Source organism: Clostridioides sp. ES-S-0049-02, assembly GCF_020658465.1.
Taxonomy (GTDB): Bacteria; Bacillota; Clostridia; order Peptostreptococcales; family Peptostreptococcaceae; genus Clostridioides.
In genome coordinates this window covers 431,679-452,198 of sequence record NZ_JACVWG010000001.1, presented here as the reverse complement: position 1 = coordinate 452,198, position 20,520 = coordinate 431,679, and the positions used below count along the sequence as shown (strand labels likewise).

Below are 20,520 nucleotides of genomic sequence, written 5' to 3'. Positions count from 1 at the left end.
CTCACATTTATATTAAGCAATTAGCATGCCAACAAATTTAACTTTATGTAAAACTACTTTTGTTTAGAATTCTGATTTTTTTCACTACTAAAATTAAGTGTTTAAGTTATTTTTCTTACAAATCTATGTGCTTGTCTGAAAAAATAAAATTCTACAAAAAAATAATGTTAATTTTTCTTAACATTCGTTTTGAAAAATTAACATCACTTCAAAATAATTTATATGTAATTATGTCAAATATTTTTATTATACTTTTTCCATAGAGATGTTCTACTTATTCCAAGAACTTGTGCAACTTCATTTTTGGAAAGCCCCTGAGCAAAAAGCATGCTTATTATTTTTTCTTCAACATACTTATTTACTTCTTTTATATCTATACTTACCTTACCATCATTTATCTTACTTATATCTATGACTTTATCTGTAGTTTCCATACTTGCTGTTGTTTCAACATTAAATTCTTCTACACTAGAACTAGGTACTACTTCTTTAGCCTTAAAGTTTTGCTCTTTTCTTAATTTAATTTTCCCTGTCACAACATACTTTTGAGCTATTGTTTTTAGCTCTCTAACATTTCCAGGCCAACTATAATTATATAGCGCATTTATCTCATCCTTAGTTAGAGCAAAATTTTCATCTATACTGTTTATTCCATGTAAACCATCATCCTTTAAAACTTCATTTACAAAATTATTAAACAATGGTATTATATCTTCTCTTCTATCTCTTAAAGGAGGGATATTTATCTCTAAACTACTTAATCTATAAAATAAGTCAGCTCTAAATGTACCCATAACTATTTTTTCTGTTAAAGATTCATTGGTAGCTGCTATGATTCTAATATCCAAAGGTATTATGTAGTCAGAGCCAATTCTCATTATTTGTCGCTCCTCTATTACTCTTAATAGTTTTGTCTGAATATTAAATGAGACACTGTTTATTTCATCAAGAAAAAGAGTTCCTCCATGAGCAAGTTCAAATAACCCTCTTTTTCCACCTTTCCTAGCACCTGTAAATGCACCTTCTTCATATCCAAAAAGCTCACTTTCAAGTAAATTTTCTGCTATAGTAGCACAGTTTATAGCCACAAAAGGCCTGTCTTTTCTTTTGCTTATATTATGTATACTATGGGCTATAATTTCTTTACCAGACCCACTTTCTCCATAAAGTAGTGTTGTGTAATCACTTTTCCCAATTTTTTTAGCTTCTTCAATAAATTCCTTTGTTAATTTATCTTTAAATAAAAAATCATCAAAAGTATATCTAGCATATAGACCTTTTTGATTTAAATCAAACCTTATTTTTCTTTCTAAATTTTGTAGCTTAGTTATATCTTGTATTATTCCTAAAACTCCATAAGTGCTATCATCTACTTTTATTAATGTTGTTCTAGTATTAACAATCAAGTTGTTTATATTTCTTATCTTCCTATCTTCTACATCATCTTTCTCATGTAGACAATCTAATAGCCATCCCATTTTTGGAAATATATCTAGAATATATTTATTAAGCGCGCATTTTCTTTCTACTTTAAGCATGTTTTTTGCACTTTCATTGTACAAAATTATACTTCCATTACTATCTATAGCAATTACTCCATCTTTTATACCATCTAATATATTTCTTAATACTTCATTATTAAATTTTTCCTCGCCTAATGTATCTAATAATTTCTTACAATACTCAACAGCTTCTCTTATAGATTCGTCACTGGCAGTTGCAAATACACTATCAATACCATATTGTCTCGCAAAAGAACACGCTAGACCTCCACCAACTATTACAACTTCATCTTTTTGGTCTATATACTTTACAACCTTACTTCTTATTTCGTATTTAGATTCAAACCATTCTTCAGTTATTTCAGTACTTATGACATTTCTCCAACCAACATAATCAAAAGAAACTTCATTATCTCCAAGTATTAATACTACTTTTTTAGAATATCGCTTTGCCATTTCTATTGCTCTTAGAAGGTCGGTTGATTTCATATTCATGGGTATTACAGGTACACTTACTGTGTCTATTACTAAACTATAACCTCCTCCTCTACCGATTATAGCTTGAGCACCTTTCTCAACAAGTATACGTCCTTGATTTTCCATTAAATCAAGATTAAGTATGTCGATTATTATAGTTCCATTTTCTACATCTTCTCTATATAATTCTTCTATTCTTTCTTTTAATTCAATATCAGAGGCTATAATTCCTATCTTCTTTTGCAATAAAATCACCTCAATTTTAAATTATAGTATATACTGATTTCTACCTGCTTTTTTTGATTTATATAGGTTTTTGTCTGCATCTTCAATTAATATCTCGACATCTTTTCTACTACGACATCTTTTTATACTTACTCCAGCACTTATAGTCACATAGTTTTCTACTTTAGAGTATATATGTTCAATTCCTTCAAATTCAAGAAGTTTAAAAATTCTTTTAATATATATTTCTATCTTATCAATCTCTTCAACATTTATTGATTTTATAGAATCTACTAGTATTAAGATTTCCTCTCCTCCATATCTAATTATGTGTTCAGTAATATCTATAAATACATTTTTTATAATGTCAGTTACTTTAATTATAACTTTATCTCCTGCTGGATGACCATAGTTATCATTATAGCTTTTAAAATAATCTATATCAATCAATATTGCCATCATATTTTTATCTCTATCTTCATTGAATAAATTCAATTGTTGTTCTAAGTATCTTCTATTATATAGTCGAGTTAGTCCATCAGTTAGAATATCATTTTCCAATTTCTTATTATTATCTACAAGTAATCTTAAACTTTCTTGTTTTTGTCTTAATTCATATTGTTTATGAATACCTTGTGATGTTTTATAAGAATTGTTTTTTTCCCACTTATCTGAATACCAATCCATACTTTTATAATATTCAATTGCTAGTTTGAACTCTTTTTTCAATTCATATCCTTTTGCTATTAGGCCATAAAATATCGACAGTTTTTTAGGATTTAATGAACTTTTTTTAACTAAGTTTAAACCTTTCAAATAATATCTTATTCCTTCATCTACATTGTTAAATTTTATATATAAATCTCCATATAACTTATAAATATAATCTAATTTAGAATTATATATAAAAACATCTCCAAAACTTTTATATATGTTTTTTGATAAAATCAAATATGCATTTACTCTTTCAAAATTACAAGTATCTTTCTTTAACTCTATTTCGGCTGAATATAAAAATATGAATGAGTACAAATAATCTTTATATACGCCTTCAACAACATCCATCAGTTCTATAGTTTTTTCTAAAACAACTTCTGCTTCTTTATTCATATCTTCTTTTAAATATGCCCATATAAGGTCTATTTTTATTGCTACTCTTTCAGTTAAACATACTGAATTATTATTATGTGCAACATCTAGTGCATTTTTTATATACTTTATGGCTTCTCTGTTATTCCCACTTTCTAAATAACAGAGGCTTATTATACATTTGCAAAAAGCTTCTATAGAATATAGATTATTTTCCTGGGCTAATCTTAGACATTCAATCAAATACTCCATACTTTTTATAAAGTTGTTAAATAAGTATAGATATACCCTACCAAATATATAATTTGCTCTACTTACAAGAACTTTATTTTTTAATTTTTTAAAAAAAGATACTTCCTCTACTAAGAGTACTACTTCAGATTTAGTTTTATATAGTGCACTTATTTCTACACATAAACTCATATTAAACAAAACCAATAATTCATTCAAACGTTGTTGTTTTATAATTTTTTTGGCTAAAAAATAAAAATGATTTGCTTTATCGTATTTTTTTATAGAAATAGCAGATAGAGTAAGATAAATATAAATCTTAGATATTATATCTGCATCATCTTTTAGTGATAATTGTTTAATATCTTTTAGTGAAACCATCAAATAATTATACGATGCTTCTCTATCTTTTTTTACATAGTTTATTAGACTAATTAAATATAAAATATAGACTCTATCTTTAGCATCTATTTTTGTATTTAAAAGCTCTTTGTGATAATCCAAGATGTAGTTTAAATCGGTCAAATTCAGATAGAACTTAGTCAACATATCATATTCTATCTTTTTTATATTTCTCTTTAAATCTTCTATTAAACTCCCTTTCAAGTAAATCACCAATCCTATTTCAAGAGTTAAAAATTCTTAAAATCATAATAATGCAAACATCTATTTCTTCCAGTTTGTTTTGCTTTGTATAAGGCTTTATCCGCATTTTCAATTATTTCACTTATATCTATACTACTATTTTTACAAGTATCAATACCAATACTAATCGTCAAATCATCATTTAAGAATTTTTTTACAACCTTACATAACTTTTTTCCAAATACTTTGCTTTTTCTATAATCTTTGCATATAGACAATATTAAAAATTCTTCTCCTCCATACCTTATAACAGACATGTCCTCTTTTAAATATTTTTTTATTATCATAGTTATATTTTTAAGAGCAATATCTCCATTATAATGACCATGAGTGTCATTGTATTCCTTAAAATAATCTACATCTATCATAAATGCAGAACTGTACTCACTAATCTCTTGTTTTTCTAAGAAATTATTTAAATATGCTCTATTATAAGCATTTGTCAAAGGGTCGATGTATTTTTTCTTATCTAAATCGAGTTTTATTTTTTTCATATTATTTATTTCTTTTTCGATATGCTCATGTCTATAATTTAAGGAGTCTATATAATTTCTATTCCTAGCTTTCATATACATCTGTTTTAACTCATAGTACATTTTAAAGTATCTCATACTCATTTCATAATCTTGTATCTTCTCAAAACACATGTGTATAGTTTTATATGCTTCTTTCACATAATTATAATTTTTAGTTTCTTTAGCCTTTTCAAGAAGTTTTTTGCTTGTAATCAAGGACTTTTCATAATCTTCAAATATATAATATATATTAATCTGATGATAAATCACTTCTAAATCATATATTATATACTCTTCTACATTATTTATGTTATTTAACAAACTTTTAGCCCGATTTAAATAACAAGTTGATTTCTCAAATGATTTTTCATTACTTTCTGCATAGTACATAGCTAGATTTATACATAAGTCTAATTTTTCTACTTCTTTTAAATCTTGATTCTTAAATTTTTCCAAATATACCTCAGATTTTGCTAAATTATTTATAGCACCTGAATAGTCTTTAGTTTTTATTAATAATTTAGTTATGTTATTTGATGCTCTATACTTTTGAATCATATTTACGTTTGTATATTTCTTATTCTTTATTACTTCATTAAAGTATCCTCTTGCTCCTTCATAATTTTCAAAGGAACATTCACATTCCCCTAGCTTTATATCGCATAGTGAGCATACTTCTATATCTTTTGATAACTCTGCATATTTTCTTGCTTTTAAGAAATTCATTTTAGCAATTAATGCATCATCTAAAAACAAAAAATATATCTTACCAATTATAAAAAAATATATTTTTTTACAATTAAAATCATTAGTTTCTTTTACTTTTATATATAAGTCTTCTATTTCCTTAATTATTATAGAAGAATCAATACATTTACTTGCTTTAATATAAATCAATTGAGATTCAAAGATAATTTCTTCCACTAAAAAATTGCTCCCCTTACAAATAAGATTAAATTTATCTATATATAGATCTGCTCTATTTACATCTTCATTCTTTAAACTTAAAATGGCTATTTGTGAATAAAATCGTGCTAAAAACACATAATCTTTAGGTAAGTATTGTTCAATATATTTACAGGAAATCAAAATATACTTTTTCATTTTTTCACTAAATCCTTGAATACCATACAGTAAAGCTAGCAAAAAATTTAATTTTAATAACATTAAACTACTTTGTTCAGTTTTGTAGGAATTAATTGAATTGTTAATTTCATCAATTCTTTTTTCAAAAAAGTTATCATTATTTAATAGTTTTTCATTCAAGGTCAGCTTAAACATTGAATCTAAAATTATACTATCTATATCTTCCAAATATTTATTATATATTGTAACCCACCTCCGACTTTCATTATCTCACAAATTTAGTAATTTTCCATACTATTTTTAAAAAAAGTCGGTGTCTTAATTTAGAAATTTCTCCTAAATTAAGACATAAATTACACTAAACTATACAATTTTCTATTTGAATTATATAATCTTGACAATTTTCGCAAATTATCACACTTACAATGTAACTATTATCAACTTTATTTGCTCTTGATAATTTATTAAAAGACATCCCTTTATAATCACTAGATATATTACTTATTACATATTTTCCATCCTTACTAAAAATATAAAAATGATATTCTAAAAACGGAAAGAATTTTTTCTTTTCTTTTACACCCTCCAAGCATAATGGGCATGCTTCTTGATAGTATTCTATATCAAAATCAACATCTTCTGATTCATTAAGTATCTCAATTATTTTTGGAATGCTTATTTCTTGAATTGGACTTTCTTCATCATTTATTAAAGCACTGCAATTATCTTCTTTTAATAAATATTCCTTGTCTTCATATATAAACTTGTACAAACTCATATTATATCCTCCTAATAATTATTAATCTCCCAAGTTATTCTACCACTTAAACATTCTTAATAAAAGTAATTGTTATATAATTTTATAATATTTCTTATTAAGTAAGTTATATACATATATTGTATACATATAATTTACTTAATTATCTTAAAACCCAACTTTACGTTTTGAACATCCAGTTTTTCAAAACCTATTGTCAAAATTCACTTTACCTATTAATATAAGTATATGAATACAGAGATTGGATATAGATGTAACACACTTAACTATTTTATAAGATACGATTTAGTATCAAATTTTATATATTGTATAGGGGGAGATACAGATGTATAAAGATAAAAGTGATGAATGTATACACTTAATGACTGCATATATTGATAGCATAAGTGGATATTATTCATTTATAGACACACAATTAGATGACTTTATGGTGAAGTATGGTGAAAACATTGTTGATTCAAATTTACATAGCATAATGATGTTGCTTTGTAAATGGGGATTAGCCTAACATTTTGAGCAATTTTTTGTATATTGTATTCTATATTATTTATTCATTGATAAAAAAGAAATTGACATAAATTTAAAGGCCATATATAGATTAAAAAAATCTATATATGGCCTTTTTGAATTTTAATAAATATCCTATATATATACTATATCAACAAAAACAATTTAAGTTTATTTATCTAATATGCTATAATTTACTTACCTACAATAATAAAAATATCTAATATGTATTACTCAGTTTAACTAATCACAATATCATCTCTTCATTTACAATTAAGATATTTTCAATATAGTAATACTCAATTTTAATATAATGAAAAGGAGAATTTGATATGAACTATAATGAATTATTAGAATCTGCTAGAGATAACTTTAATGGAAAGTGTAAAGTCTGTAAGATTTGTAATGGATTAGCTTGTTCTGGAAATGTTCCTGGCATGGGAGGAAAAGGAAGTGGCTCTTCTTTTATAGAAAACAGAAGAAGCTTGGAAAAAGTAAAAATAAATATGAGAGTAATACATAATGTTTCAAATCCAGATACTACTATCGAGTTATTTGGTAAAAAAATGAGTGCTCCTATATTTGCTGCACCTGTATCAGGGACTATGTTAAATATGGGTGGTAAGATTTCTGAAAAAGAATACATAGAACCTGTTGTTAGAGGTTGCTCTAACTCTGGAATCTATGCCATGGTTGGTGATACCAATGTAGATACTTTTTTATTGGATAATTTAGACGTTTTAAAAGATAATGCTGGAAATGGAATTGTATTTATAAAGCCTTGGAAAAATTCAAAGATAATAGAAAAAATTAGATTATCTGAAGAGGCTGATGCTTTTGCAGTTGGTGTAGACCTTGATGCTTGTGGATTAATTAATAATCAACTTCAAGAAAATCCTTTTTCACCTAAGACAGTTGAAGAGATTAGAGAGTTGGTTGAAGCGACTAGATTGCCTTTTATAATAAAAGGGATTATGACTGTGGAGGATGCTTTGATGGCTGTAGAATCTGGAGCTAGTGCTATTGTTGTTTCAAATCATGGTGGACGAGTTCTTGATTATACTCCTGGTACTTGTGAGGTGCTTCCAGATATAGCTAAGGCTGTAAAAGGAAAGATAACTATACTTGCTGATGGTGGTGTTAGAACTGGTGTTGATGTGGTTAAGATGTTAGGTTTGGGTGCTGATGCTGTTTTGATGGGAAGACCTTTTGTTACTGCTTCTTTTGGTGGAGGTCTTGATGGTGTTGAGTTTTTTATAGATAAGGTTAGGAATGAGTTATGTGAGACTATGATTTTGACTGGTTGTCAAGAGGTTAAGGATATTGATGGTATGGTTATATGGAAGTGATATTTCAATAAATAAAATTCCAACTAGCTATTAGTGGTAATAATTTTGTTAGTATCTACAATGCTAGAAAATATAGTAAAATTTTTTATATTTATCTTATGTATTCATATACTTCTATAGAGTTTATTTTTCATTTAATAAGAAACTTCCTAATTAATATAATTTAATTCTATATTAATTAGGAAATTTTAATAAAATTTAATATTTACTATAGACGTACTCCAAATGCACTCCAAGTTGATTTTCCAACTATGCCATCAGCAGATATTCCAAATTCTCTTTGACAAGTTTTAACAGCATTATATGTATCATTTCCAAATGCACTATCTGTTTTTACAGGGTGATTTCTAATACCTACTAAAAGTTGTGTTAGATGTACTGGATTACCACTTGTTGTGTGTCCATAACCAACTGTTTTTTCAGTTGAAACAGTATATGATTTTTTTCCAGTTACTCTAAAACTAGACACATAGTAATCAAGCACATACTCTCCATAAACATATCCATACGTACTTCTTGTAATAAGATAAGTACTCGCAAGTTGCTCAGGAATAAATATGTCATCATCAGCCTTAGGAGTAATATTTAATTCTCTACATGTTTCTTCATATTCTTCTTTTACTTTTTGAGGTGCATTTTCATATGTAAAATCATAACCTCTAATTGTAGCACTCGCTACAGGTTCACCTAACTCTTCATAATTTACATTATTTTCATCAACAGGGCTAGCAAACGAAATACTGCTAAAAGCAAGTACTAATATACTTGTAATAACTAAAGTTTTTTTTAATCTTTTTAACATAAAACCTCCTTAATTGATATATTTTTATTAAATATTTATAAAAATCTTATTTTAAAGATTTTTATTACTCATAATCATATCCTATTCCTCTTGTAAATCCTCTACTTGCTTTATCTGGCAAATTTGAAAACACATTTGAATTAATAAAATCAATTGACTCAAATTTTAAAAAGGTAGAAGCAGAAAGCAAACATAAGATCACTATTAAAAAAATACCTTTTTTAGTTTTTCTATCAATTATACTATCTAACCTTCTCTCAAGATTCGTCTTATTAAATTCTGTAGTTAAAATCCCATTCTGATAATTTTTACTTAGCTTGATTGACTTTATAAGTGCTAATGCATATTCTTTCTTCTCTTTTAAAGAAGAATCAGACAAAACACTTTCATCACAACATAATTCACAATCGATATTTACTCTATTACTCATTATATAAACAAGTGGATTAAACCAATATATTATTTTCACAGACAGTACTAAAAACTTTATTAAAATATCTTTGTTTTTAAAGTGCATCAATTCATGTCTTAAAATCCAATTTAACTCATCCTTACTATAAGGATAATCTGGTAAGAATATGTACGATTTAAACAATCCCATACCTGCTGGACTTATCAGTTCATCAGAGCCTCTTAATTCAACTTTCTTTTTTATATTTAACTCTTTCAATAAATCTTTATACATGCAGTTAACATCATCATCTTCTATATCATAAGACACATCAACAACAAAATTTTTAAATTTTGTATACTTTATAAAAGTGTAAACTACAATAACTATAGTTACAAATATCCATAAACAAGCTAAATACAGCATAATATTGTCATTTATTGGATTATAAATATTAGAAATATTATTATGAAATGAATTTCCTCTATATGTCTTTGAATCATGTATTATTGTATAGTTAAACAAAAAAAGCAACATTCTAAAGACTATTACTAACCAAATATAATAATTGAACTTTTTACTAAAATTCTTAAATAAATATCTTTTCAAAAATAATAATAGACAAATACCAAGACTACATACAATAGTTGTCTGTATAAGATTTTCAAAAACTTGTATCATATAACTATTCATCCTTTAAATTATCAAAGTAATTTTCTAGAAAATCCAGCTTATTTTTATCTATAGCTTCATCCTCATGTAAAGCTGAAATTAAACTTACCAAAGAATCATTATGTATATTACTTAGGAAATCCTTTGTCTCAAAGTTTAAGTATTCCTGTTGCTTAACCACTATTGTGTAATGTGTATATCTATCTATTTTTTGAGCATATAAGAATTCTTTTTTTACTAGTCTTGATAAAAGTGTCAGTGTTGTAGTTTGTTTCCATCCATATTCTTGCTCCATTGCTTCAATAACATCTTTTGATGTCACTGTAGCATCTACTCTCCAAATAAATTTCATTACTTTCAGTTCTGCTTGTGGTATTTTTTTTATCATGATTTACACCTCCCCCAAAACTCTTTCTAACATAATTCTACAACAAGAGAATTTTTTAGTCAAATACTTTATGAAAAAATTGTGAATTTTTACATTTTATGTTAATTTTCTAATCTTTTTTAAAATATTATAAGTTAGATTTAATAATATAATTCAGTAAATTTTTTATTATATTATTAATAACGACAATATATTAATATTTTTTATCTTGAGTAGTATCTAATTATGAATATTCTTTTTTACACATAAAGAACATTATAATACTTTTTGGGGAAATAAACTAGACTAATCTTTAAATCACTTTTGATATTAAATTTTTATGTATATTTTTTAAAAAGCTTTTGTTTCAAAGCTAAAATACTTTCTTTGTTTTATTACCACACTATAGTGTAAGTCAATTTATGCATAAATAAATTCTATCTCAATAGAGTCTTATATGCAAGAGAATTAAAGCAAACCTTTTCATCCATTTTTTACCATATAAGCTTTTTAAAATTCTTCTTTTTTCATATCCTATCATTTCCTAAAGCTTTTTCTAGCCTAAATTAATAATAGGCACTTTTTAACACACAACCATATAGAAGTATTTCCATATAATTTATCCATTCATTTTATTTTTTTGAGCAAAATTTATTTCACAATTTAAAATATTTTTTATTTTCTCATAATAACATTGAATAATGGATTATATTCTAGTATTATATAGGTGTAGAATAAAACTAAATCGGCAAAACTAGAGAAATTTAGTGACGCAAAGCTATAGGGACTAAGACTTATAAAGTATCTTATGAGTTATGTCAGCCAGTTGCCAAAAAGATATTTTCTTTTTGTTTTTATGAAAGTTTTTTAGGGGGATGTAAAATGTTTATGGAGAAAATAGATACGTGTACACATGTATTAGCTGCTTATATTAGTAGTTCACATGATTATTGTAATTTTATAGATACACAGTTAGATGATTTTATGCTAGAATACGGAGAAAATGTAGTAGAATCATATTTATACCAAGTGATGTTCTTAATAAATAAGTACAATTAGATAGATTTTATTTTCTAGAAAATCCTTTTTAGTTTTATCTACTTTTAAATAGTCTTACAATAAATGATACAAATTTAATTCAAATATATTTATTTTTTATAAAATTCGATATAATGAAGATGTAAAATAACATCAAAAACAAAAAAAGAAACTACAATAATTTTTAATATAAAAACACTTCTCTAAACTTATTTTATCATAAAGTCTTATTCAGAATATATTCATACGACAAAAATCATTCGACAAAGTAAAAAAATATACACTAAAAGCACTCCTATAAAAATAGCACTTTTAGTGTATGTTAATGTATATATCTAATACAATTATAACTTGTCTTATGTTTTAGTATGATAATTTTTGTTCGTTTTATTATTACAATATGTATTATAGTTTTACTCATTTAGATTAATAATCACAAATATATATAATATTTAGCGACTTTATCCAATGATAATTTATTTTATGATATAATTATTATAAAATTTCAAATCATTTTCGTATTGTTAAATTAAATTTATTCAAAATTACTTAAGTTATGGAGAGTTTTATTATGTTAGATATGTTTATAACAATTATTTCTTCTGTTATAGAAATTTGGGTGTGCAAAAAAGTGTTTGATTACACAAGTAAAGTAAAAACTAGTTTAATAAATTTATATTTTTTAATTTCAACCTTTATTATTATTTCTACTTTCTATACTAATGTTGGTGCTGATAATAGAATATTAATATGCATTTTTGTAATGTTTATTTTTTATAAATTAAATTATGAGGTTAATATATCCAAATGTTTAATAGTTTTGTTTTCTTACTGGGCAATATTGGTGTGCATAAATGCATTAAGTATGATAGTGATAGTTTCAATAAATAATTTGAGTTCTATGAATATTTTATTAAATGATAATTTTTATAGATATGAAACTATAGTTTTAGGAAATATAGTTCTTATTGCTCTATTGTACATTTATAAATTCATATCTAACGATTTGCAAGTGACTAAAAGAGAAATTTATATGTGCATACCAATAGTAGCAAATATGATATCATTTTTTATATTTTATAAATATATCTTAAAACTTCTAGATATTTCTTCTACTACCAGATTAGATATCTTAATTATGGTACTATTATTAACATTTTCTAATATAGCATTGATTTCTAGCCTAGTTAAAATATTAAAAAGTAATAAAAAATATATTGAATTAACTAAACTACAGGAAAAAATAAATGCTGAAAATAAATATTATAGTAATATAAAAAAATATTACATTAAAACAAAAGAACTAAACCATGATATGAAAAATCATCTTATTTGTATTAAGGAAATGAATAAAAAGAATATTGATACTAGTAATTACATAAATAACATAGAAAAAAAGCTTGATGAATATAGTACCGTATTTGATACAGGAAATATTACTTTAAACATTATATTATCAGAAAAAAAAGAACTTTGTATAGAAAAAGGAATTGATTTTAGAATTAATATAAACTTTAGTGATTGTAATTTTATTAAAGAAGAAGATATATGTTCTATATTTGCAAATGCATTAGATAACGCAATCGAAGCTTGTGAAAAGATTAAAAATGGTGATAAAAAAATCAAATTGCAGGGAATGATAGTAAATAGATTCTTTGTAATAAAAATTACTAATACAAAATCAAATGATATTTTATTGAAAAAGAATACTTTTTTAACTACAAAAGAAGATAAAGAATTTCATGGATTAGGAATAAAAAGTATAAAAAATTCTTTAGAAAAATATGGTGGTGCAATTTCTATAAATTTCTCTGAAAATTTATTTTATTTAAATATGATGATACCAATTGGAAAATCACAAAAAGATTCAAATATTGCATATGAGAATAGTTGATATCCATAATTCATTAATAAAATTATTTAAGGAGAAAGTTAAATGATAAAATCTTGTGCTGATAAAATAGCTTTTTTGTTTGTTTTAAATCAAGTAATAGAAAAAGACGATTTAGAAATCTGTTCATATGGGTTAGAGATTTTACTATCTTCTATAATAAATACTTTAGCTTCATTAATGATAGGTTTGGTATTAGGTAAATTGATTTATTCTATAGTATTCTTAATATCTTTTTGCATAATAAGACAATTTTCAGGTGGCTATCATGCAAATAGCAATAAAAACTGTATCCTAATTTTCAATAGTATTTTTTTTATCTCTATGGTTTTGGGAATAATTTTAAACAATTCTAATCCTATTCCATTATTTTTAGTGATATTGTCTAGTTTTAACTTTATAGGCATTTTTATTTTTGCTCCAGTATGCCATGCTAACAATCCACTGAATGAAATAAAATATAAAAAAAATAAGTTAATGTCAAGAATTATATCTATAACTTTATTCTTGACTATTCTTCTAGGATGCAGATACTTATCTATTTACAATTATGTTGTATACACTTTTTTAGCTTTATTTTGGATAAATTTATTGCTAATTATTCAAATCATTATAAATAAAAAAATAATATAAGGAGATGTTAACATGAAAAAAATTCTATATCATTTTATGAAAGTATGTGGTGTATTAGCTATGTTTGTAGCATTTTTATCTGCAAACACAACTTCTCTGTGGCATGTATATCAACCAAAAACACCAGAAAAACTAAAAAAATTCTAAAAATCACTAAAAAGAAGGTAGCAGCTATCTTGAACAGCACCCTATTTAGTAGACACAGTAAACAAGATACTGTAAAATTCTACTAAATGGGGTGATTTTTTTGATTAAAAAATGTAATGTAAGAAAAACATATAGTGTTGAATATAAATTATTAGCAATTAAAAGACACATAGAAGATGGCGTGTCATATAGAAGATTAGCTGAAGAATTTAAAATTCATGAGCAAATGATAATTAAATGGTGTAAGAAATATAGAGAACTTGGAATAGACACTCTTGAAGAACAGCGAGGATCTTGTAAAGGATCTTCAAAAGGAAGACGTAGAACTAAAGAGCTTTCAAAAGATGATGAAATACTTAAACTTAAAGCAGAAAATGAATATTTAAAAAAGTTGTTAAATTTAGAAAGATTGTTATACACACAGTAGATAAATATCGTATTATACATAGCATGAGAAGTAATTATACGGTAAGTTTTTTATGTTCAATTATAGACGTCTCTAGAAGTGGATATTATAAATGGATGTTGAAGCAAAAATCTCCCAATAGGGATTATGATTTAAAAAAAAGATTATTGACATATATAATAAATCTAAAAAAGTATATGGATATAGGCGTATTAAAGCTACGCTTTTTAAGAATTATAAAATAAAAGTAAATCATAAAAAATTATTAGATTGATGAAGTCTTTAGATATAAAATCTTTAATTCGTAGAAAAAGATTTAAATACTTTAGCCAAAAAATATAATATTTGATAAAGTAGAGCCTAATATATTAAATAGAGAATTTAAGTGTGATAAACCTAATACAAAATGGGTCACAAATATAACATATTTGTACTATGGAAAATCTCTTCAGAGAATTTATTTATCTGCTATAAAAGATTTATACAATAATGAACTCATTTCATATGAAATGAGTTCTACTTTAGATGTTAAATTTATACTAGATACAGTTACTAAGGCTATAAATAACCTTTCTGATTCAGATAAGAAGTCACTATTAATTCATAGTGATTAAGGGTTTCACTACACTTGCTGGGATTATAAAAATATCTTGAAAATAAATAATATTACTCAAAGTATGTCTAGAAGAGGAAATTGTTATGATAATGCCTATATGGAAAATTTCTTTGGTCATCTTAAAAGTGAAGAGATCTACTTAAATTCGTATACTTCAAGAGATGATCTAGAAACTGCTGTTCATAGCTATATACGTTGGTATAACTATGATAGATTACAATCTAAATTAAATAGCAACACACCTATAGAATATAAGCGTGCTGCTTAAAAATAACTATCTTATTAAAAACTGTCTACTAAGTAGGGTTCAGTTCAACTACTCTTCTATCCACTTAGTTAATATGAAGCATATTAATATTATTTTTTTAGAATACATTAAATCAACAAAATGACTTTAATATATTTATTAGATATTTTTCGCTCTCAATGCTTAAAGCTTTCAAATATACACAATAAGAGTTTTCATTCGTAAAAATTTCGATAATATTATCTTGTTTATTTACACTTACTATATCTTTAAATTTGATATGATTTTTAGTATTTTTACCTCTAAAAATATATTTATCATCAATCAAAATATCATCATCTGTAATTGAAATATAAAGTTTATTTTTATACTTTATTAAAAACTTATATGTTTGTTCAATATAAAAACCTGCAAGAAATAAGAATAGAAAAGTTACTTTGAATGCACATATTATTGAAAATATTATTACAAGAATACTTATAATATATATTTGTTTAAAATAACCTCTATCAAGATAATTTATCAGCATTGAAAACCACTGCTATTATTATCTTATTTACATTTCACTTAGTTAATGTAAAAGCTCAAAATAAATTCAAAAAATATTACTTATAACTTAGTATTTACAATCCTTACAGTATTTATTTTCAAAATATCAGTCACTGCACATTTATATATTTATTATATCATAGTTTCTATAATCAGAATTTTAGTTCGCTGATTAAATTACTCATAGAAAACAAATTTTTTAACATTATTAATAATTTATTTTTAAATTTTAATTGTAGGAAACATAGTAGTTTAAACTACTATGCTATCTACTTAGTTAATATAAAACGCAGGATGATTGTCGTATTTTTATAACAATAAATACAAATTTACATACCACATAGTTAATATAAAACCCCAAAATAGATTGAGCACTTTCAAAACTTTAAGTCACATAATCCTTTTAAAATTGCAGTGAGCGAGTAATAGTGTTTTTTGACACTTCACAAAAAACCTATACAGTACAGTAAATTCAACGACTGCGGACAAACCATCAAAAAAAACGAACACTGCAAAATCTCTATATATTTATTGTACCATAAAAGAAGTTCTATTAAATACAAGAATTACATAATAAATTAGATTAAATATATTCAAACAAAAAGAACTTGTGCGAACAATCTTTTTGTTTGAATTCTTGAATTAAATTGTAACAAGTTAATTTATTCCATCTACGCCATTATAAAAAGTCCTCTTCTATGATGGCACAAATAATATTGACATCCTCAACATCTATTAATTTGTATACCAAATAGTTATTTATATTCAAAATAATCTTCTCCATCTTGGTTATAAAATAATATTCTACTTGCCAATCCTTGTTCATATTTATAGTTTTCTTTATCACCTACATAAGAAAATGTCAATGACATACTTCTTGATGGGTCTAATGAAATTATATCTAAATAAATAGTACATTTTTCTCCTGGTTTTAATACACTAAAACTATTAAAATCCATTTTTATTTTAGCATATTGCTCCATATATAATGTTGAATTAGCTTCTCCATAAACCTTTAATTTTGTTATATCTAAATTTTGTGTACTTGTATTTTCTACATTTATAGGAACAGTTGGGTCTTTATATTCTTCAGTATAATATTCAAGGTTTTCATCGTAACATTCAAGATAGCTTCCTTTATCTTTCCAAATTATATGATTCGAATCAAAATCAATCTTTAATCCACATATTATATTCTTATTTGAGGCTGGAAGGCTAATGTTATTAATTGTATTTTCACACTCTAACATAATTTTATCACTTAGATTTCCTATCCCTGTTACTTTTGTAGCGTTTTTAAGCATATCTTTATTACTTCCAATATCAACTAACGCTATTGGAGTATTTTGAGCTATTGTAGAACCAACAAGCGCATACACTAAATCGGTTCCACTTGCTATGTAAAATTCTTTTGTCCCATTATAGAACTTATTTACTATCTTCTTATTAGTATCATATCTATCTACTCCACCCAATCTAGTTGAATTAGTATCATTTACTAAGTTATCACTCATTGATGAAGTACCACCTATCGCATAACTTTCTATTCCAGTAGTATTAAATGGTACACTTTTCCCATCAGTCAATACTATGGGTGCTTTATCTCTAACAGCCACAGAAGCAATACTCATAGCATCTGGTTCACCTTTGAAAGCATTAGTTAATATTACCTCACTTACTTTATCAATAGAATTTATTTCTTTTGCTACATTGTAACTTGTCTTAATCCTATTGCTTCCTTGAAGTCTTTTAGTCTCTATTCCTTTATCTTTTAGAAAGGTTTCTGTTGCCTTATCAATAGAACTTTCTCCACCAATTATATACACCTTGTTAGCTTTCTCTACTCTCTTAAGAGTTGCATTTGGTATGTTATTCTTTTTAGTTAAAAGAATTGGCGCATTTGTAGCTCCTGCAAGTCCACTTGCACTTAGACCATCAGCCATAGTACTATCTGCATTTACAAGTATTGCAGTAGTATAACTTTGTTTATCTGCAATAATCCCAGCAGTTTCATATTTATCTGCTCCTTGAATTTTATCAATTTTATCAAGTGCATTTGCAGATACAGGACAACCAGCAACAAACATTGACATAGCTAACCCTAATGATAATAATTTCTTTGATTTCAAAATATCTCCCCCTTTTTTCATGTCTCTCAATCAAATTGTATAACAAACATATATTATATGTTGTCGAAAGTACAAACTATTTCTACTCAATTAACGACATTAAATAACATTAGAATAAATTATTTTCTTATAATCTTATTCTTTATAATATATATAATTATTATAATATAATTGAAGTATTTTACTTTAACCATATTATTTAATTTTGAGAGGAAAAACTTTATGAAAGGTGGCGTAAGAAAACGTGGTAAGAAATGGTACTGTTACTTTAAATTAGCCATTGTAGAAGGAAAAAGAAAGAAAATAGAGCGTGTAGGTGGAGATACTAAAAAAGAGGCTCAGCCAGCTCTTAGAATAGCTTTAAATGAATATGAAGATTGTGGAAATGTTTTTGACGAGAATAATATTAGCGTATCCGATTTTTTAGATTTTTGGTACAAAGAATATGTAATGCTTAATTGTAAATTTCAGACTCAAAATAATTATAAACGTGCAATAGAAAATCATATAAAACCAAATTTAGGAAAGTACCGATTAAAACTTATAACACCCATGATTATTCAAAAATTTTTGAACGATAAATCTAAAGAAAATTATTCTAGTGGCACTATAAGAGTAATCAAGGGTGTTTTAAATAATTCTTTTAAGATGGCTGTCCATCCATACAGATTTATAAAGGAAAATCCTATGCTTTATGTCAAAATTCCTAGGTACTTTGATTCAGATTGGGTTTGTACCAAAAAAAATGGTTCTCAAATAACATTACATAACTTAAAAAACATGTCACGAACTATAAATAGAGAATTAGGAATAGATTTTAATTTTCATAGCTTAAGACATACCCATGCCACTATGCTTCTTGAAGCAGGAGCAAATATAAAAGATATACAAAAAAGACTAGGTCATAATAAAATTGCCACTACTATGGACACTTATTCTCATGTAACTGATAAAATGAAGACTGAAACAGTGAATATTTTTGAAGGAATTATAAAGTAATTTGCCACCAGATTGTAATTATGGTGGCAAATGGGTGGCAAATCACCTATTTTGTTACATTTTTAGTTATTCAAGACCTTGAAAACGCTACATTCTTTATATTTTTAATCAATTTCTGACTTAAATGGAGTGTCATCAGCTTTTGCTATTCTGTATTCTTTATCAGTTATATAACCAAGTTCATGCATTTTATACAACACAGTCAACTGTCTCTTCTTAGCCTCTCCATGGTCAATATACCTCGCAGGATTATTGGTCATACCCGCAAGCATAGCACACTCAGCTAGGTTTAACTCTCCAACTTTTTTACCAAAATACACTTCAGCTCCTTTTGCAGCTCCATATGCATTTTTTCCTAGGTACATATTATTTAGATACGCTTCAAGGATTTCATCTTTACTCATAATCTTATTCATCTGCTTTGCATTATACATATCCCTTATTTTTCTCTTCATAGTTTTATCATCACTTGTAAGCAGATTTTTTGAAACTTGCATGTCTATAGTACTTCCACCTTGTGTTGTGTCTGTAAACACATTATTAAGTACTGACCTAGCTAAGGAAATAACATCTACTCCTTTATGCCTATAAAATCTCTCATCTTCTATTGAAACTATAGCCTGTTTTAAGTCCTTTGGCATTTGTTTTATACTGACAACCTCACTACTTATATATTTAGACTTAATTAATTTTTTAGTGACTTCAGGTGAACCTTTTATAGCTGAAACTGTAAAAATTGCACCTGCCACTGAAAATATAATAAGTGCCACTAACATAACAGATAATAATGCTCTAGCTATTTTAATTCTCTTTTGCTTTCTTCTTTTTTTGCTTTTTAATTTTCTATCTCTTTGCTTGTACTCAACTCTTCGTCTATCTCTCTGACTATAATCTGTATTTAAAGGTCTTACATTATCTCTTGTAAAACTATCTCTTTTTATAATATTTTGTGAATCTACCTTTTCACTCATTCTTTTACTAGAGGCTGTCTGAGAATTTTTATTTTTTTTACTTGTTGAAGTATAAGAATGTTTAGATTTTTTATTACTATCTTTATTATTACTAACTTTTTTACGTCTTATTTTATTATTATCATCATCATTGTAATAACCCATTTTAGTCTCCCTTCTTTATATAAGGTACATTATACATTGTTCCACAAAATAAATCAAAGAACAAAATTGTAAGTTTAAGGGTCAATTTTATAAAGGATATTTTCACTAATTTTC

21 protein-coding genes and 1 riboswitch are annotated in these 20,520 nt (G+C 25.6%); of the genes, 11 read left to right on the top strand and 10 right to left on the bottom strand.

The genetic code is table 11. The annotated features are described in order from the left end of the window. Window positions 1–233 precede the first annotated feature (233 nt). The 4 genes from IC213_RS02085 to IC213_RS02070 form a co-directional block, all read right to left on the bottom strand. Entirely contained in the window at window positions 234–2,234 is a 2,001-nt protein-coding gene (locus IC213_RS02085) for a sigma 54-interacting transcriptional regulator (RefSeq protein WP_227432653.1), read from the bottom strand. Between the two features lie 12 nt (window positions 2,235–2,246). Then, window positions 2,247–4,073 (bottom strand): diguanylate cyclase, encoded by a 1,827-nt coding sequence (locus IC213_RS02080; RefSeq protein ID WP_413927293.1) that lies wholly within the window; start codon window positions 4,071–4,073, stop codon window positions 2,247–2,249. 83 nt (window positions 4,074–4,156) lie between these two features. Next, window positions 4,157–5,998 (bottom strand): GGDEF domain-containing protein, encoded by a 1,842-nt coding sequence (locus IC213_RS02075; protein ID WP_227862683.1) that lies wholly within the window; start codon window positions 5,996–5,998, stop codon window positions 4,157–4,159. Between the two features lie 130 nt (window positions 5,999–6,128). Next, complete coding sequence (locus tag IC213_RS02070) at window positions 6,129–6,548, bottom strand: DUF3785 domain-containing protein (RefSeq protein ID WP_227432650.1); 420 nt, start codon at window positions 6,546–6,548, stop codon at window positions 6,129–6,131. Window positions 6,549–6,873: 325 nt separating this feature from the next. On the opposite strand from IC213_RS02070, the gene IC213_RS02065 reads away from it, so the two are divergent. Both IC213_RS02065 and IC213_RS02060 read left to right on the top strand, forming a co-directional pair. Further along, the gene (locus IC213_RS02065) at window positions 6,874–7,056 is read left to right on the top strand and encodes a hypothetical protein (RefSeq protein WP_227432649.1); all 183 of its coding nucleotides are present in this window, start codon (window positions 6,874–6,876) and stop codon (window positions 7,054–7,056) included. A 331-nt stretch (window positions 7,057–7,387) separates the two neighbouring features. Continuing rightward, on the top strand, window positions 7,388–8,404 hold the full coding sequence (locus IC213_RS02060) for an alpha-hydroxy-acid oxidizing protein (RefSeq protein WP_227862682.1): 1,017 nt from the start codon (window positions 7,388–7,390) through the stop codon (window positions 8,402–8,404). Between the two features lie 208 nt (window positions 8,405–8,612). Here IC213_RS02060 and IC213_RS02055 read toward each other — a convergent pair whose 3' ends face one another. The 3 genes from IC213_RS02055 to IC213_RS02045 all read right to left on the bottom strand — a co-directional run bounded on the left by IC213_RS02055 (window position 8,613) and on the right by IC213_RS02045 (window position 10,657). Continuing rightward, window positions 8,613–9,206, bottom strand: coding sequence for a peptidoglycan-binding domain-containing protein (locus IC213_RS02055; RefSeq protein ID WP_227860519.1), 594 nt, complete (start codon window positions 9,204–9,206; stop codon window positions 8,613–8,615). Between the two features lie 64 nt (window positions 9,207–9,270). Continuing rightward, on the bottom strand, window positions 9,271–10,290 hold the full coding sequence (locus tag IC213_RS02050; protein ID WP_227862681.1) for a M56 family metallopeptidase: 1,020 nt from the start codon (window positions 10,288–10,290) through the stop codon (window positions 9,271–9,273). Next, window positions 10,283–10,657, bottom strand: coding sequence for a BlaI/MecI/CopY family transcriptional regulator (locus IC213_RS02045; protein ID WP_255612849.1), 375 nt, complete (start codon window positions 10,655–10,657; stop codon window positions 10,283–10,285). Before IC213_RS02045 ends, IC213_RS02050 begins: the two co-directional genes overlap by 8 nt. A gap of 716 nt (window positions 10,658–11,373) precedes the next feature. Continuing rightward, window positions 11,374–11,470, top strand: a riboswitch (cyclic di-GMP riboswitch). Between the two features lie 48 nt (window positions 11,471–11,518). On the opposite strand from IC213_RS02045, the gene IC213_RS02040 reads away from it, so the two are divergent. The 8 genes from IC213_RS02040 to IC213_RS02005 all read left to right on the top strand — a co-directional run bounded on the left by IC213_RS02040 (window position 11,519) and on the right by IC213_RS02005 (window position 15,635). After that, window positions 11,519–11,695: a hypothetical protein gene (locus IC213_RS02040; protein WP_227824151.1), complete on the top strand. Its 177-nt coding sequence runs from the start codon at window positions 11,519–11,521 to the stop codon at window positions 11,693–11,695. Window positions 11,696–12,245: 550 nt separating this feature from the next. Beyond that, on the top strand, window positions 12,246–13,568 hold the full coding sequence (locus IC213_RS02035; RefSeq protein WP_227824153.1) for a sensor histidine kinase: 1,323 nt from the start codon (window positions 12,246–12,248) through the stop codon (window positions 13,566–13,568). Between the two features lie 42 nt (window positions 13,569–13,610). Beyond that, window positions 13,611–14,198 (top strand): accessory gene regulator ArgB-like protein, encoded by a 588-nt coding sequence (locus IC213_RS02030; protein ID WP_227835348.1) that lies wholly within the window; start codon window positions 13,611–13,613, stop codon window positions 14,196–14,198. A gap of 12 nt (window positions 14,199–14,210) precedes the next feature. Continuing rightward, window positions 14,211–14,345 (top strand): cyclic lactone autoinducer peptide, encoded by a 135-nt coding sequence (locus IC213_RS02025; RefSeq protein WP_227835347.1) that lies wholly within the window; start codon window positions 14,211–14,213, stop codon window positions 14,343–14,345. Window positions 14,346–14,445: 100 nt separating this feature from the next. Next, window positions 14,446–14,772, top strand: coding sequence for a helix-turn-helix domain-containing protein (locus tag IC213_RS02020; protein WP_227862680.1), 327 nt, complete (start codon window positions 14,446–14,448; stop codon window positions 14,770–14,772). Between the two features lie 142 nt (window positions 14,773–14,914). Further along, a complete protein-coding gene (locus tag IC213_RS21225) occupies window positions 14,915–15,025 on the top strand; it encodes an IS3 family transposase (protein WP_227835493.1) in 111 nt (36 codons plus the stop codon). 154 nt (window positions 15,026–15,179) lie between these two features. Further along, window positions 15,180–15,365 (top strand): hypothetical protein, encoded by a 186-nt coding sequence (locus tag IC213_RS02010; RefSeq protein ID WP_227860521.1) that lies wholly within the window; start codon window positions 15,180–15,182, stop codon window positions 15,363–15,365. 36 nt (window positions 15,366–15,401) lie between these two features. Then, window positions 15,402–15,635, top strand: coding sequence for an IS3 family transposase (locus tag IC213_RS02005; protein WP_255613168.1), 234 nt, complete (start codon window positions 15,402–15,404; stop codon window positions 15,633–15,635). A 112-nt stretch (window positions 15,636–15,747) separates the two neighbouring features. Here the strand turns inward: IC213_RS02005 and IC213_RS02000 are convergent, their stop codons facing one another. Together IC213_RS02000 and IC213_RS01995 are read right to left on the bottom strand one after the other, a co-directional pair. Beyond that, window positions 15,748–16,143: a hypothetical protein gene (locus IC213_RS02000; RefSeq protein ID WP_227851524.1), complete on the bottom strand. Its 396-nt coding sequence runs from the start codon at window positions 16,141–16,143 to the stop codon at window positions 15,748–15,750. 775 nt (window positions 16,144–16,918) lie between these two features. Continuing rightward, window positions 16,919–18,292, bottom strand: coding sequence for a cell wall-binding repeat-containing protein (locus IC213_RS01995; protein ID WP_227851523.1), 1,374 nt, complete (start codon window positions 18,290–18,292; stop codon window positions 16,919–16,921). A gap of 222 nt (window positions 18,293–18,514) precedes the next feature. Here IC213_RS01995 and IC213_RS01990 point away from each other — a divergent pair, with 222 nt between their 5' ends. After that, window positions 18,515–19,291, top strand: coding sequence for a site-specific integrase (locus IC213_RS01990; protein ID WP_227862679.1), 777 nt, complete (start codon window positions 18,515–18,517; stop codon window positions 19,289–19,291). A gap of 104 nt (window positions 19,292–19,395) precedes the next feature. Here the strand turns inward: IC213_RS01990 and IC213_RS01985 are convergent, their stop codons facing one another. Beyond that, window positions 19,396–20,406, bottom strand: coding sequence for a biosynthetic peptidoglycan transglycosylase (locus tag IC213_RS01985; RefSeq protein WP_227862678.1), 1,011 nt, complete (start codon window positions 20,404–20,406; stop codon window positions 19,396–19,398). Between the last annotated feature and the right edge of the window lie 114 nt (window positions 20,407–20,520).